19 protein-coding genes are annotated in these 13300 nt (G+C 71.3%); 11 read left to right on the top strand and 8 right to left on the bottom strand.

Going from position 1 to position 13300, the window contains the following annotated elements; translation table 11 throughout:
- Positions 1-72: 72 nt before the first annotated feature.
- The 8 genes from OG246_RS26965 to OG246_RS26930 form a co-directional block, all read right to left on the bottom strand.
- A complete protein-coding gene (locus OG246_RS26965) occupies positions 73-399 on the bottom strand; it encodes a hypothetical protein (protein WP_266468964.1) in 327 nt (108 codons plus the stop codon).
- A gap of 92 nt (positions 400-491) precedes the next feature.
- Positions 492-911 carry a hypothetical protein gene (locus OG246_RS26960; RefSeq protein ID WP_266468961.1) on the bottom strand — a complete coding sequence of 140 codons (420 nt, stop codon included), beginning with the start codon at positions 909-911 and terminating at the stop codon, positions 492-494.
- A gap of 149 nt (positions 912-1060) precedes the next feature.
- A complete protein-coding gene (locus tag OG246_RS26955; RefSeq protein ID WP_266468958.1) occupies positions 1061-2128 on the bottom strand; it encodes a hypothetical protein in 1068 nt (355 codons plus the stop codon).
- A gap of 108 nt (positions 2129-2236) precedes the next feature.
- Positions 2237-2695, bottom strand: coding sequence for a hypothetical protein (locus tag OG246_RS26950; RefSeq protein ID WP_266468956.1), 459 nt, complete (start codon positions 2693-2695; stop codon positions 2237-2239).
- Between the two features lie 525 nt (positions 2696-3220).
- Positions 3221-3697 carry a hypothetical protein gene (locus OG246_RS26945; RefSeq protein WP_266468953.1) on the bottom strand — a complete coding sequence of 159 codons (477 nt, stop codon included), beginning with the start codon at positions 3695-3697 and terminating at the stop codon, positions 3221-3223.
- A gap of 171 nt (positions 3698-3868) precedes the next feature.
- Entirely contained in the window at positions 3869-5995 is a 2127-nt protein-coding gene (locus OG246_RS26940; protein ID WP_266468950.1) for a hypothetical protein, read from the bottom strand.
- Positions 5996-6163: 168 nt separating this feature from the next.
- The gene (locus OG246_RS26935) at positions 6164-6613 is read right to left on the bottom strand and encodes a hypothetical protein (RefSeq protein ID WP_266468947.1); all 450 of its coding nucleotides are present in this window, start codon (positions 6611-6613) and stop codon (positions 6164-6166) included.
- Positions 6614-6757: 144 nt separating this feature from the next.
- Positions 6758-7051 (bottom strand): hypothetical protein, encoded by a 294-nt coding sequence (locus tag OG246_RS26930; protein ID WP_266468942.1) that lies wholly within the window; start codon positions 7049-7051, stop codon positions 6758-6760.
- Between the two features lie 266 nt (positions 7052-7317).
- On the opposite strand from OG246_RS26930, the gene OG246_RS26925 reads away from it, so the two are divergent.
- From OG246_RS26925 to OG246_RS26875, 11 genes are all read left to right on the top strand, one after another.
- The gene (locus OG246_RS26925; protein ID WP_266468939.1) at positions 7318-7845 is read left to right on the top strand and encodes a hypothetical protein; all 528 of its coding nucleotides are present in this window, start codon (positions 7318-7320) and stop codon (positions 7843-7845) included.
- Positions 7846-7916: 71 nt separating this feature from the next.
- Positions 7917-8360, top strand: a complete 444-nt coding sequence (locus OG246_RS26920) for a hypothetical protein (protein WP_266468936.1) — start codon at positions 7917-7919, stop codon at positions 8358-8360.
- Between the two features lie 48 nt (positions 8361-8408).
- Positions 8409-8864 (top strand): hypothetical protein, encoded by a 456-nt coding sequence (locus OG246_RS26915; RefSeq protein WP_266468933.1) that lies wholly within the window; start codon positions 8409-8411, stop codon positions 8862-8864.
- Positions 8865-8936: 72 nt separating this feature from the next.
- Complete coding sequence (locus tag OG246_RS26910) at positions 8937-9380, top strand: hypothetical protein (protein WP_266468931.1); 444 nt, start codon at positions 8937-8939, stop codon at positions 9378-9380.
- Positions 9377-9616, top strand: coding sequence for a hypothetical protein (locus OG246_RS26905; protein ID WP_266468928.1), 240 nt, complete (start codon positions 9377-9379; stop codon positions 9614-9616). Before OG246_RS26910 ends, OG246_RS26905 begins: the two co-directional genes overlap by 4 nt.
- Positions 9617-9810: 194 nt before the next feature.
- Positions 9811-10197, top strand: coding sequence for a hypothetical protein (locus OG246_RS26900; RefSeq protein WP_266468925.1), 387 nt, complete (start codon positions 9811-9813; stop codon positions 10195-10197).
- 76 nt (positions 10198-10273) lie between these two features.
- Positions 10274-10792, top strand: coding sequence for a hypothetical protein (locus tag OG246_RS26895; RefSeq protein ID WP_266468922.1), 519 nt, complete (start codon positions 10274-10276; stop codon positions 10790-10792).
- A 94-nt stretch (positions 10793-10886) separates the two neighbouring features.
- Positions 10887-11261, top strand: coding sequence for a hypothetical protein (locus tag OG246_RS26890; protein ID WP_266468917.1), 375 nt, complete (start codon positions 10887-10889; stop codon positions 11259-11261).
- A gap of 100 nt (positions 11262-11361) precedes the next feature.
- Positions 11362-11781, top strand: a complete 420-nt coding sequence (locus OG246_RS26885; RefSeq protein ID WP_266468914.1) for a hypothetical protein — start codon at positions 11362-11364, stop codon at positions 11779-11781.
- Positions 11778-12308 (top strand): hypothetical protein, encoded by a 531-nt coding sequence (locus OG246_RS26880; protein ID WP_266468911.1) that lies wholly within the window; start codon positions 11778-11780, stop codon positions 12306-12308. The genes OG246_RS26885 and OG246_RS26880 overlap by 4 nt, the downstream gene beginning before the upstream one ends.
- 138 nt (positions 12309-12446) lie before the next feature.
- Positions 12447-13274, top strand: a complete 828-nt coding sequence (locus OG246_RS26875; RefSeq protein WP_266468908.1) for a hypothetical protein — start codon at positions 12447-12449, stop codon at positions 13272-13274.
- The last annotated feature ends 26 nt before the right edge of the window (positions 13275-13300 follow it).

Raw genomic sequence — 13300 nt, 5'->3', positions numbered from 1 at the left:
GGAGTGGTGGCGAGCTGGGGGAGGGTGCCGGGGCGCGGCGCGTACGGTCGCGCCCCGGCCGTGCGTGACCGCTCACCGCGGCATGTCCGGCCCGGTGCATGTGCACGCCGCGCGTCGGGCGAGCAGCGTCCGTATCTCCGCCCACGCGGTGTCGCGCTCGCTCGTGAGGGTCGCCTGCCGTGCGTTGCGGCCCTCCGGGTTGGCGGCCCAGTAGCGAGCTGCAGCGCGGCTGCTGGTCATCGAACGCAGCGTGTTGTGCGCTTGCAGCTCGGCCTGCTCGGCGCGGTAGATGTCGCGGGCGGTGATCCACGCGAAGCAGGTGGGGGCCTCGTAGTCCTGCATCCAGGAGCGGCGGCACTCCGGGTAGGTGGGGCGCTCGGCGACGGGGGCGACGGCCACGGCGGTATCTCCTCGGGGAGTGCGCGGTGAGTTGGGGAGCAAGCCGGGGCGCGGGCAGATTCGACGCGCCCCGGCGGTGAGGGACCGGACGGTCAGATGACGTCGGTGCGGTCGTAGAAGCTGGCCAGGCCACGCGTGGACCGCTCCAGGGAAAGGCGGAGGGTCGGGCGGGCGAACTCGCCGCGTACGGCGTCCTCGTAGGCCAACTCCGCTACTGCGCGCATGTCGTGGTCGGTGGCCCACTCGACGGGAAACGCCCAGTGGTGGACGGCGTACCGCGTGGTGCCCGTGACGGGGTCGATGTACTCGATGAGGTCGATGCTCAGAGCGTGGTGACCGGCGCTCAGGATGGCCGACTCCCGCAGCCTGTTTCCGCCGAGGATGGCGAACGTGTACGTCACGTGCTGCTCGCGGGGGACCTCGGTTGCGTCCTTGTGGTGCAGCACGGTGCGCATGGGCCCGTATTGCGCGGCGAGTTCATCCATGGACTTCACGGCGGGGGCAGCGTTCATCGGGGTGTTCCTTCCTTCGGGCTTCGGCGGGTTGCTCTCCCGCCAACACAAAGAATAGTACAGCGAGTGGAATTGTGGATAGGGGTTCCCCTGGAAAGTAGGCACATGCGCCTACCAGTTGTTCCCTCGCTGGTCTGTGCGTCACGCGATCAGGGTGATTCCCCCGATGGTCTTCGCCCGCAGGATGAGCGGCGCGCCCCGGTAAGGCGCCTCGGCTTCGGCTCCGGCAGCTCCCGCATGGGCGTACCGGCTGTCCCGTCCCGGCCCGTGAGCTGCGTGAACCGCTGCTCAAAGTGCTTGCGCTGCTTGTCGTGCACCCCCGCCGGCGCGGCCACCAGGTACACGGACGCCGTCGGGTACCCGTCGCCCTCGGTCAGGTAGTGGGCCCGCTCGATTCCAGAGTGCTCGCCCTCCTCAAGCCGCATGCCGTGCTCGGCGGCCATGGCCCACACGTACGCCTCGGCCTCCGCCCGCGACCCCTCGTACACGGTGCGCACCGACCGCCACGCCTGCCCCTTCGCCGTTACCCCACGGCACTCGTCGTAGCCGGAGCACCAGGGCCCGAACCGGCTCGCAGGGTGCGCCTCGACGCAGTGGTCCGTACGGGGCTGACGGCACCACCAGCGCGCCGCCCGGCAGTTGCTGCCGTGCCACTGGCGGCACTCCTCCGTCCGGGCCGCGAAGTAGATCCGCCGCACCTCGTACACCGCGTGAGGTGCCTGCTCAAGCGACGCGGTGAACGCTTCGAGTACGGCCGTGTTCCTGCCGTCCAGGGTGAGGCGGCTCCGGAGGGACGCTTCCCCGTAGAGCGCCTGACGCTCGTTCAGGGCCTGCGACACGTACTCCATGCGCAGCACGTCCGCCGCAACGTACGGGTGCGCTCTCAGCCGCTCCGCGTGGGCATCCCGGGAGGCGCACACACCGCTGAAAACACACCGTGCGCAGTACGACTTACGGATCCGTTCGCCGAGCCGCCCGAGAACGTACGCCTCCACCGCGGCGCGCTCCATACGCGCGTGGATGAGCGGGTAGTACGGCTCGCAGATCGTCCGGCCCGCCGCAGCGTTCAACTCCCGCTGAATACGGGAGTCCTCGTTCGCCCGGCCCATCTCGCCGGCGTGGTAGCCGATCACCCGGCGGAACGACGACGTACCGAACTCCGCGGCCGCCCACTGGTCCAGGCACCAGCCTTTGAACTTGATCGAGCTTCTCTGCACCAAGTCAAGGAGATCTTCGAGGTTTTGTGCGCCTGAAGTAGCAGAGATCGCCGATGACATGACGAAGGCCGGGACGGAGCGAGCTCCGTCCCGGCCTTCGCGCTGTCCTTATGGCACTGGCGGACCAGCCGGGCCGCCGGTCGGCAGCGGACCAGCTGGTGATGCAGGCGGCGGTGCCGCAACGTTCAAGGCCTGCCGCAGGCCGCGGAAAGCGCCACTGACCCCCGAGCCGATCAGGCTCGCCTCCGACGCGGTGACAGGCCGACCGAGGAACTTAGCAACCACCACGACCATCGGGGGGATGAGTGCGACTGCGACCCAGGCATGTCCACCTTGGGCCAGCCAAACGGTGGCCAGGAGCAACGCGATCAGCGCGAGGAAGCCCATCACAGTCTCGAAGCGCTGTTGCTTCCGCTCATCTTCCCGCTGTTTCCGTTCGTGCTCACGCTGCTCGCGAGCGTTCCATGCCTCAAGCAGCGCGGCCTTGCCAGGGCCGTCCAGGTCTGTCCGCTGCAGCACGAGCTGATAGATGTCCCGAAGGTCTTGATCTCGCTGGCTCGGCTTCATCGGCCCGACCCCCCGAGTTCGCCCATGTCTCGCGGGGCCTCCCCAGATCGCAAACTGCGAGCCAGCTGGACGACGACCCTTCGCTGCCGACCCCGGGCAGCCTCGCGACGCGTGATTCGGAACGCGACATACCGGGATGCAGCTCCGGCAAGGAACGCGCCCGACGTGGCAGCGATAGTCAGGGTCTCCACTATGGAAGCCATGAACTAACCTCCGGTATCTGCCTATTGATGCGGAAGTGCGCATCCCTATCAGTAGACCACGACACTCCGGCATTCCGCTGGCCGCGCCGCTCGCCATGCCTGAGAGGTGATGGCGTTCACCGGTCGGCGGTCGATTGTCGTCCAGGACCAGGTCTCGCAGGTACGAGACGACGGGAGCGACAACCGCTCCGTCAGCGTCGGCAACGGCGTACCAGGGGATGGTTTCCAGCTTGATCACTGATCCGACGCGGGGCACATCGGTCCGGCCCTCGATCAGCTGGTGGCGCAGGTCTAACAACAGGAACTTCTCCCACTGTGTGCATCAACTCGCCTCATGAACAGAGGCACTGGTGCAGTTAACACACCACGTGCGCTTGCCCCGCGCCATCTGCGGAACGGTCCCGGCCGCGCGCAGCTCGTCCGACAGACGCCACGGGCCCTGAGCGTGGATCCGGCGCGGCGCCCGGGAGTCGTCGAGGACCACCACCCCGTCGGCGTCCTCCGGCCCGCCCCGGGCGATCTGCACCAGGCGTACCCGGGCGGCACGGAGCAGCGCGAGCACCAGGCGGTCGACGTAGTCCAGAGAGTCCGGCCACTCGTCCCCCGTGACCGCGTGCACGATCACCAAATCCGACAGGTCCGGCCGGAGCCCGTACCGCTCCGGGTCGGCGAGGAACATCAACAGAATCGCCGTACTGTCCGCGCCCAGCCCGTACGACAGGACCGTGACCCCGGACGGGCGCGAGACGACGGCGAGGGCCTCGGACTTGGGTAGGTCGAACAGGGCAGCAGCAGACACGGGAGATCCTTCGACACGGTAGGGCGGGGGCGGGGGCGGGGAGCTGCCAGGGGAGGCGGCGGCCGGCGGAGCAGCAGGCACCGACGACGGCGCCCGCTCGTACGCGCGGACCATCGCGGCCACCACCTACCGATCGCCGCCCACCGGTCCTGGTGGGCGGCGCCGGACGGGTCAGCGCTGGGCGTGCTCGGCGAGCGCCTGGGCGTGCGCGGCGGCCACGCTGCGGCGCTGGCCCTCCTGGACGATCTCCATGGCCTGCTCGGCGGGAGGGGCGAGCCGCAGGCCGTGGCCCTGGGCGGGCTCGGCGAACCATCCGCAGAACTCGAGGCGGAGCCGGAGTGATTCGGTGAGGGGCGGAAAGTCGTTGCCGTCGGAGGTGACGCTACGGAGGCGTACGGCCAGGTGGTTGGTATGGAAGACGAACCCGGCCTTCCCCTCTGCGGCTTCCGGGGCGAGGATGGCGGCGAGCGACTTGCGGGCCCGCTCCTCGATCACCTGGTTGGTAGCGAGCTGCTGCGCCTCAAGGCGGACACCGTGCGCGTACGCCTCGCGGGCGGCCTCGGTGCGGATGCGGGCGGCCTCGGCCGCGCGCTGCTCCTCGTCGAGCGGCTCCAGCCAGTACCCCGACTCACCCGTCGTCGACTCCAGGTTCACGCCGCCCTCGTCGGCGCGGTACACCGTCCACTCGCCGCGCAGCACCATCACGATCAGGTCCAGCGCCGCCGCGCGGTCCACGGGCGTGGTCTTGGGCTCCTCGCCGAACACGCGGAAGTGCTTCACCCAGCGCTCACCCTCGCCGAGCAGCTCGGCCGCCTCCTGGCCGTAGTCGCGGATGGGGACGGAACGGCCACCGGCGCACGGGCCGTCTCCGTTCTCCGCGTACGAGGTGTGGCACCCCGGGCACGTCCCGGGCCTGTAGCGGGCGAACCGCTCCACGGGGATGTACCGGGCTGCCTGGCGACCGTTGGACACGTAGACGGTGCCGTCGGTGTCCAGCGTGGTGCGGGCGCGGCCGGGGGCGTTGTCGAGCATGCGGCGCAGCACCATTGCGACGCCGCCACGCGTGATGTCGGCCGTGTCGTCGTGGTTGGGCAGGATCCACCCGCCGGAGTCCCGGAGCTGCACGACGTACGCGTCGTGGGCGAGGACGCTCCGGGGTATGCGCAGCTCCTCGCGGGTGATCTCGCGGCCGGGCATGCCATCGACGACGGAGGACCCGGCGGGGATCGGGTCGGCGGCGAGGACCTTAGCGGCCGGGCGGGCGGCAGGGGCGAGGTCCTCGGTCGTGGCGGGGCGCAGCTCCACCGTGCCGCGCGCGGGGTCCTTGTAGACGATGTGGGCGGTCGAGCGGCTGGAGGACATCGTGCGGACGTCGCGCTTGCCCTCCATCTGGGCAATGTTCATCTCGGCGAGCGCGTCGCGGGTGTCGATGATCTCGGGGGTGCCGCCGTTGACGATGCGGACGTGCTTGCGCTCGTCGACCGGCGGCTGATCCTGGAGCTTGTCCAGCGCGCGACGGGTCCGCAGAACCATCGTGTCCTCGGGCACGGTCTGCGTGACCTCCTGGCCCTCGTTGCTCACGGCGGTGAACGTACCTCCGTCGATCGCGAGGACGGTCCACTTGCAGCGCGTCACGAACTCGTCGCCGACCTCCAGATCACTGACCTTGACGCGCTTCGAAGACCAGGCGGCAATGGCGGGCCCCTTCAAGTCGATCGCCTGGGGCTCGGTAACGGCCGGCTGTGCCATGGGGGCGTACCGGCGGTTGTCGCTGCAGATGGCGCCCTGGTCGTCCTGGTGGACGATCCAGCCCCGGAAGCGCCGGATCTTGACGATGCGGCGGACGCGCGCGGCGGAGACGCCCTCGCGCCTCAGCTCTCCGTCGATGTAGAGGGCGTGCGGGGCGTCGACGACGTCCTCCGGGAGGGGGGCGGCATCCCGGGCGTAGCGGTTGGAGTCATGGCCGATGGTCTCGACACGGGCGACGACCGCGCGCAGGGTGCGCAGCTTGCGGTCGCCGACCGCGCTCCAGGCGGTGGCGTCGCCCATGCGGCCACGAGCGCCTTTGTGAGTGCCCTTGGTCCACAGCATGGCCACGAAGTCGGCAGCGATGGCGCGGCCCAGCTCGGTACCGGCGTAGGCGACGGGAACCGGGATGGTGATGCGGACTACGTGACTGGCCTGCGTGCCATTCGAGGCCGAGTCCACGGTGACGGTCAGCCCAAAGGCGCGTGCGAGGGTGAGGATCTCGTCGGCGTTCGGGATGCCAGTGCTGGGGGCCTGGGAGGCAGTAGCCACGGGGGTGCTCCTTCAGTTCGGGTATCCGGCGTTGCTCTCGCCGGAAGTGGGCCGGGCGGGTAGGGCTTGCGTCGCCCTGCCAGAGGCAGACAGACGCGCTTTCTGGACTTCCTGGACGGTCCCATCGCGCGCGGGCGTGTCATGCGCGACATGGGGCGGGGGCGGCTGTCAGAAGGTGCAGGTGCCCGCGATGGTGCCCCGGGTCGCGTGCTCGATGGATGCGGCACCCCGGACGATCAGGTCGTCGTGCTGGCCGTAGTCGAGCCACCAGCGGGCTTCCGCGCCCCATGCGCTCGTGCCGACGATGAAGCCGTAGAAGGTGCCGCCGTCGGACCTGCGGTAGAGGCCGAGGCCCGCAATGACGTCCGGCGTTTCGGACAGAGCGTCGAGTAGAGCGGTGAAGACAGTTCGGACCGTGGCGGCCGCCCAGGAGTCCGCCGGGTGGCGCCGGGACTCGAAGAAGGTGCCGCGCGCCTCGGGGTCGATGCCCTCCTTCGCGGCGACGGCCAGGGGGCGGGCGACATCGTCGGGGATGACGGCGTACACGCGGCCCGCGTGGTCGGTGGTGACGGTGACGTCGGCCGTGGTGAGGGTCGGCGCGGTGGTGGCAGTGGCCATGGCGGTGTTCCTTCGCTTCGGGGGTCCCGGTTGCTCTCCGGGACGGGGTGGGGCGGTGCGCCCTGCGCCCGTTCCGGTCGTGGGCCGGCTCAGGGGCGGGGCGCACCCCCCGCCGGGGGTGGCGGGCGGTGCGGTCGAGAGGGCTTACAGGCCGGAGGCGAGGCGTTCTTGGTCGAGCCACTGGCCGAACAGTTCGTTGCTGGTCTCGCCCTTGCGTGCTTCGGCGTAGCCCTCGGAGCGGTCACCGGCGATGACGCAGATCAGTTCGGCGCCCTCGATGGCGTCCTTCTCCGCGTGCATCTCGATGACCAGGTCGTCGTACGTCAGGTCACCGGGGGTGAGAGTGAGGCGGTGAACCTGCGTGGTGCCGGTGCCGGGGTTGGTGACGATGGCCAGGAAGAACAGGAGCTTCGGGGCTTTGTCGAGGGTGACGGCCACTAGAGGGTTCCTTCGCTTCGGGCGGGGCCCCGGTTGCTCTCCGGGGCGGCGGGGTGAACCGCCAACAAGAATAGTACAGCAAGGGGAATCAATGGCAAGAGGTGATCTCGAAATACCCCTGAAAATGGCTGGTCGGTGCCGCATCGAGCCAATAGGGCATTTTCCTTGCTGTACTTTTTCGTTCGGGGCGGGTACGTTCTGCCCCACGCCAAACGGCGGTCCGGGGAGAGCAACCCCGGGCACACCCCGAACGAAGGAACACCCCCATGCGCCTGCCGCGCTCTCTGACCCGTCGCCCCCGTCCGGCCGCGATCCTCGCCGCCGGACTCGCCACCGCCTTCCTCGGCGCCGCTGCGGCTCTCGGCCCCTCCGCCTCCCCCACCTCCGCCACGCCCCGCCCCACGGCCGGCGTCACGGTCACCGCGCCCGGCGACGACAACCGCGACGGCATCGTCGACGAGGACGAATCCGGCTGGGACTGCCGCACGATGGGCAACCGCGTATGCGGCACGGACAAGCCGGTCGCGCTCCCCGTCGACTGCACCCCGTCCGGCGTGTGCACCGTCGACGGGCTCCCCGACGAGTGCGCCAACGCGGGAGACGACACCGCGCTCTGCGTGACGGTAGCGAGCCGCCCGGCGTATGCCTGGACGAACCCCGACGGCTCGAAGGCGACCAACCCCGACGGCCGCGCCCAGCTGCGCGACCTCGAAGAGGCGCCCGGTACCCCGGAGTTCACGGCCGCGCTGGAAGCCCTGGACGCCGAGTACCGCGAGATCCACCCGCACGGCTGACCGCCCCGTCCGCTTCCCGCCGGGGCGCCTCGCCCGCGCCCCGGCCCCTGCACTGCCGAGAGAGGCCCCCCGTGTCCGTCCTGCCCCGCGCCATCCCCGCCAAGTACACCGAGCAGCTCCGCGCCGCCCTGGCCGCCGTCAACGTCCCATTCGACGGCACCATCAAGACCGGGACCCGCCTCACGTACGAAATCACCCATCAGGGCGTCACGTGGGAGCTGCGCTACACCCTCCAGCACGGCGGAGACGCCCTCTGGAAGCTGACCGGCCCCGGGCCCGACTACGAGTGGGGACCGGGGGTCTTCACCTCGGAGGCCGTGGCCGCCATCACCGCGCCCGTGCCGCAGCCGGCGCCGGAGCAGGTCGACCCGCACCCGGGCGCACCGGCTACGCACCTCGGCTTCGACGTGCCGGAGTTCGTGCGCGCCGAGTGGGGCGGCGAGCGCGCCCAGTGGTGGCGCCTCGGCATCGCTACGGCCGTCGGCAAACTCCCCGCCAACCGCTCCCGCAACTGACGGCTTCCCGCCGCCGCGCCCCTCGCTCGCGCCTCGAAAGGACTTCCAGTGCCCGTGTTCTTCGACCTCGACCCGACCGCGCGCCCGGTACGCCTGAGCACCCGCCCCGCCAGCGCCCACCCGTACGACTTCGACCCGGCCGCCGTGCGCATCGTCCGCGCCGACCGCGTCCAGCGCGGGGACGTGGTGCTTGGCGAGGTCTACGGACACGACCCGGGCCACGACGCCGGAGTCAGCTACCTGCCGTACGGCTGCATCCCGTACGCCGCCCGGCCGCGCCCCGTCGACCCCGCGTGCCCGTGCGAGCTGTGCCGCCAGCACCGCACGACCCCGCACACCTACCTCACCGCCCCGGTCGCGCTCACGGTCTGGCCGCGCGGGGACCTGGGGCTGGACCCGGTGTGCCAGCTCAACAACGCGGACGAACTCCTTGTCGTCGTTCCCGCCCACGGGCTCCCCGACCCCGCCACGCCGTCGGGGAGCTCCCAGACTGCCGCCCCGTAGCCGACAGCTCCCCGACGGGGCGCGGCCCGCGCCCCGACCCCGCCGCCCCGCCCCCGAGACAGGAGAGACCCCGTGACCACTGCCACCGACCCCAGCGCTCCGCCGGACTGCACGGCTGCACTTCAGGCATGGCGCCACGCCTACCAGAAGAGGAACGCCGACAGGGTGTTCCTGCGGAGACTGGAAGCCCTGAGGGACCACGTAAATGATCTGCTCGCCACCGCCCCCACCAACGGCGAACCGTTCACCTTCGAGGCCCTGTTCCGGATGCCACAGCCCGCGCAGGACTTCTACTCGGAGCTGATCGACGCCTCGGAGAGCCTCGCGGAGCTGATCGCGGACCACAACCCGATGCGCACCGCGTACCGGCATGCCGCCCTGGTGCTGATCGGGGACGCGCTCGGCGCGCTCCGCGACGACAAGATGACGGCCCTGATCGCCGCGTGCGGATGCGGGGAATGCAGGGAGCAGCTCCGGGAGCGGCTCGCGACTGGAGAGACGAGGGAGGGCGAATGAGCGAGATGGCGGGCCGCGACTGGGCGGGCATGCGCCCCGCTGACTTCGACACCGAGTTCGGCACGGGCGAGCCGCTCGCCCTGGTGGACGCCGACGTCGTCACCCGGCCCGTGCTCGCCGTCACCCACGCGAACGGAACGGACGCCCTGTTCGGAGGCGCGCCAATCTCCCGCCGCGCCACCCGCACCCGTGGGCCGGCCGCCACGCCCACCACCCAGGGCGACACCCTGTTCTAGGCGCAAACAACGGAACAGCAAGGGGAATTCCGCCCGCTCGGCCCGTTGTGGGTGGGGCGGGCTTTCGCCTTGTAGGCGCCAGGACTTGCTTGATTTTTCTGTGCACTTCTCCCCCATCGATGTTCCCTGTGCTGTACTGTTTCTCTTGTTGGTGGAGAGCAACCGCCAACACCGCCCGAACGAAGGAAAACCCGATGGCTTCTGTCTCCGCCCGCCGCGCCGCCGCCAAGCTCCGCAACCTGGCCCGCGCCAACCGCGCCGCCTCCGCCGAGCGCCGCTCCATCGCCCAGGCCGCCCGCCGTGTCCGCACCGGCCCCCGCTCCCTGGTCACCCACGTACTCGCCACCGGCGCCGACCGCGCCACCGTCGAAGGCGCCGCCGACGCCCTGCGCACCGTGGCGAAGAAGAAGGGCGTCAAGGGCCGCCGCGCCCGCATCCGCCGCACCTTCAGCGGCACCAAGCGCCACACGATCACCGCCTACCGGTACACCCGCGCCCAGGTCGCCGAGATCGCCCGGCAGTACAAGCCGCGCAAGCCGGAATACAAGGCCGTCCGCGCCGTGCTCCTCGCCGCCGCCTGAGCCACCCCTAGACCGCCGGGGCGCGGCATCCCCTCGCCGCGCCCCGGCCCATCGCGCACCGGAGACCGGAGACACCATGACCGCCACGCCGTTCGTTGACCCGTACCGCCAGGCCGCCCAGCGCGCCCGCGTCGTCGCCGAGATCGCCCGCGACCGCTTCGCCCCGCCGGAGACCCTGCCCTACCTCAACTTCATGGCCGCGTACCTGGAGACCGCCGCCCGGCTCCTCGACGCCCAGCCGCCCGGCGCCTACGAGGAACTACCCACCGAGGCCACCGAGGCACTGTTCCGCGCCGAGCAGATCGCCGTGGAGCACCCCGCCGCCCGGATCCCCGCCGAACTCGGCGAGTACGTCCTCGTGCCGCTCGTCGACCGGCCGCTGCCGTTCCCCAACCCGCTGGGCCCAGTCTCCGCCCGGTACGAAAAGCAGGAAGCCGACCTCGTGCACGCGCTGCACCTGCTGCACGACGACGGCGAGCACCAGCGGGAGCGCACCGACGACTGGCTGCGCGAGGTCTTCACCATCTGGCGCAAGCGCATGCGCCTCGCCGATGACGTCCGCGTCGACAACGCCCGCCCCTGCAACCAGCGCTGACACCCCGCCTGCCGGGCGGGACGCAAGCCCGTCCCGCCCGGCCCACTACCCGGCGAGAGCAACGCCGGATACCCCCGAACCGAAGGAGCGCGCCATGAGCGCCGAGAACGTCCCCGCCCCGTACGACCCCGCCCCAGGCAGCGAATACAGCTACGTCCTGTCCGACTACGCCCGCGCGGCGGCCCGCGCCCTCGGGCCCGGCTGGGGCGCCGAGTCCGGGTTCCTCGGAGCGTGGGGCCTGGTCTTCACCCTCGATGCCCGTGTGTCCCTGCGCCTGTTCGTCGACCACGAAGGCGACCTCTGCTTTGAGGACCGCGACGGCGCTGTGGTGTTCACGGACCGGCACTGGATCCGCCCCGAGAAGCTCCCCGAGGGCGCGCCGAGCAACCCGGACGAGATGGCCGTGTGGGGCGAGGCCATCGCCGCCGTCATCCGCGACGCCGTGGTCCGCGAGACCTTCACCGCCTGACAGCACCGCCCCGCCGGGCGGGACGCGACGCAAGCCGCGCCCGCCCGGCCCACTACCCGGCGAGAGCAACGCCGGACCCCAAATCGAAGGAACACGCCTGATGAATGCCATCGCTCCCGAGCCCCCGCAGTACGACGAGAAGGGCCACTACGTCCCCGCCCCCGGCGAGGAGTACCCGTTCAGCATCTCCGACATCGCCCGCGCCACCGCCCGGCTCCTCGGCGCCGGCTGGACCGCTGAGTCCGGCCACTGGGGCACGACCGGCAGCGTCTCCGGCCCCTTCAGGGCCTCCTTCACCTTCCTCGTGGACGACGAGGGCGACCTGTGCATCGCCTACGACGAGCTGGTCGTCGACGAGTTCCCCGAGACTCCGGAGCTGCCGGATGGCGTCGACGAGTACGACGACGGCGTCTTTCTGGAGGACGCATCGGCCGCTGAGGGCCTGGACGCCCTGGCCGCTCGATCCGCCGCCGCCATCCGCGCCGTCACCGGCCGCGACACGGAGGGGGAGCAGGCATGAGCGTCAACCTCCTTGCGATACACACCCACCTCGCCGCCCTCGGCGGACAGCCCGTCGGCTGCATGTGCCCCACCTCGGCGTGCGGCGGCTCCGAGTCCGGCCCCGGCATTCCCGCGTCCGGCTGCACCGCCGCCCACGGCACCATCACCATCCGGCACCACCGCGCGTTCGACTGCCCGCAACTCCCCGCCGACATCGACCTCTCCCGCCTGTGGCTGGTCGTGTCGATCTGGACCGACGACGGCCCGCTCCTCGACCACGCGATGCCGTTCACCCGCACCCGCCTCCAGGAGCTGCGCGCCAGCTCCGCCCTGTGGGACGTGTCCGAGGGCGACACCCTCGACGACGCCGTCCGCGCGTGGCAGGACCGCATCGACGCCATGCGCGCCGAGGGCGCCCGCCTCCAGGCCGAGCGGGACGCCGAAGCCGCGCACCGCCGCGCGCTCCGTGACCAGTCCCTCGCTGCGCTCCGCCGCTCCAGCGTCCGCCTTGCCCGCCGGACGATCGCCGACCCCGGCGACCTGTAGAGCCGTCGCGCCCCGGGGCCTGGACGTACGAGCCGCCCCGGGGCGCGGCACCCCATGGCGTGACGCAAGCACCGCCTGCATGACCCCATACCCCGGCCGGAGAGCACCGCGCCGGAACCCGAAGTAAGGAGCCCCGCCGTGACCCTGCCCGCAGTCGCCCACGCGACCACCGCCGCCCCGCTCGCCGAACTCCTGCCCGCCCGCCGGGGCAAGCCGTGGACCGTCGGCCCCGCCCCGTACGGCATCCGGAACGCCCCCACGTCCCGCCTCACCGACGGCCGCCGCGCCCTGATCGTCGTGGAGCAGGCTGGCCGGATCGAGGTCTACGCCGACCGCCCCAACCTGTTCCCCGTCACCCCGAACGCCGTGGCCGACGCAACCGACCCGGTCTCCGTCGCTGTGCTCGCCACCCGCATCCTGCGTTCCGTCCTGCCGATGCTCGACGCCGAAGCCACCAAAGCGACCATCGGCGCCAAGGGGTGGCAGCAGGTCTTCCACGACAAGGGCGCCGCCCTGACAGAGGTCGGGTTCCACCTGATCGACCACGGCACGCACCCCGAGAAGGTTGAACGGGCGGACGGCCCCGGCCTGACGTGGACGGCCGCCAGCGGCGCCGTATGGGGCCTGTGGTCGTACGGGTTGGTCGGGAACTTCCACCTCACCTACGAGGGCCCCGCGTACGGCCTGTACGGGGTTCTGCCGGTCCTGCTGCCCCCGCTGGATGGCCACACCTCCACGGACGCCGGAAGCCCCTTCTCACGGCATCTGACGGACCGTTTCCCGCAGCTCCGCCCGGTCGACGCCGACGAGGTCGAGTTCGGCGGCTACCGAGAGCCGCACGGCTGGATTGCGCTTCCCTCCCGCGCCGAGTTCGGCGACCGCGCCGACGACACGACCCGGGTGTGCGCCGAGGTCGGCCCGATCGGCATCGATCTGGCGCTCGCCGCCACCGCCCACCTGATCTGACCCCCGCCCCGCAGCGCCGCGCCCCG

It is taken from the genome of Streptomyces sp. NBC_00620, from assembly GCF_026341825.1.
GTDB lineage: Bacteria > Actinomycetota > Actinomycetes > Streptomycetales > Streptomycetaceae > Streptomyces.
This window is presented reverse-complemented; position numbering and strand designations above follow the sequence as displayed.

What these genes read in the sequence shown, in the direction of transcription:
- OG246_RS26960 (WP_266468961.1), bottom strand. Translation starts at nt 911, where the DNA reads ATGAACGCTGCCCCCGCCGTGAAGTCCATGGATGAACTCGCCGCGCAA.
- OG246_RS26950 (WP_266468956.1), bottom strand. Translation starts at nt 2,695, where the DNA reads ATGAAGCCGAGCCAGCGAGATCAAGACCTTCGGGACATCTATCAGCTC.
- OG246_RS26935 (WP_266468947.1), bottom strand. Translation starts at nt 6,613, where the DNA reads ATGGCCACTGCCACCACCGCGCCGACCCTCACCACGGCCGACGTCACC.
- OG246_RS26925 (WP_266468939.1), top strand. Translation starts at nt 7,318, where the DNA reads ATGCGCCTGCCGCGCTCTCTGACCCGTCGCCCCCGTCCGGCCGCGATC.
- OG246_RS26905 (WP_266468928.1), top strand. Translation starts at nt 9,377, where the DNA reads ATGAGCGAGATGGCGGGCCGCGACTGGGCGGGCATGCGCCCCGCTGAC.
- OG246_RS26900 (WP_266468925.1), top strand. Translation starts at nt 9,811, where the DNA reads ATGGCTTCTGTCTCCGCCCGCCGCGCCGCCGCCAAGCTCCGCAACCTG.
- OG246_RS26895 (WP_266468922.1), top strand. Translation starts at nt 10,274, where the DNA reads ATGACCGCCACGCCGTTCGTTGACCCGTACCGCCAGGCCGCCCAGCGC.
- OG246_RS26890 (WP_266468917.1), top strand. Translation starts at nt 10,887, where the DNA reads ATGAGCGCCGAGAACGTCCCCGCCCCGTACGACCCCGCCCCAGGCAGC.
- OG246_RS26885 (WP_266468914.1), top strand. Translation starts at nt 11,362, where the DNA reads ATGAATGCCATCGCTCCCGAGCCCCCGCAGTACGACGAGAAGGGCCAC.
- OG246_RS26880 (WP_266468911.1), top strand. Translation starts at nt 11,778, where the DNA reads ATGAGCGTCAACCTCCTTGCGATACACACCCACCTCGCCGCCCTCGGC.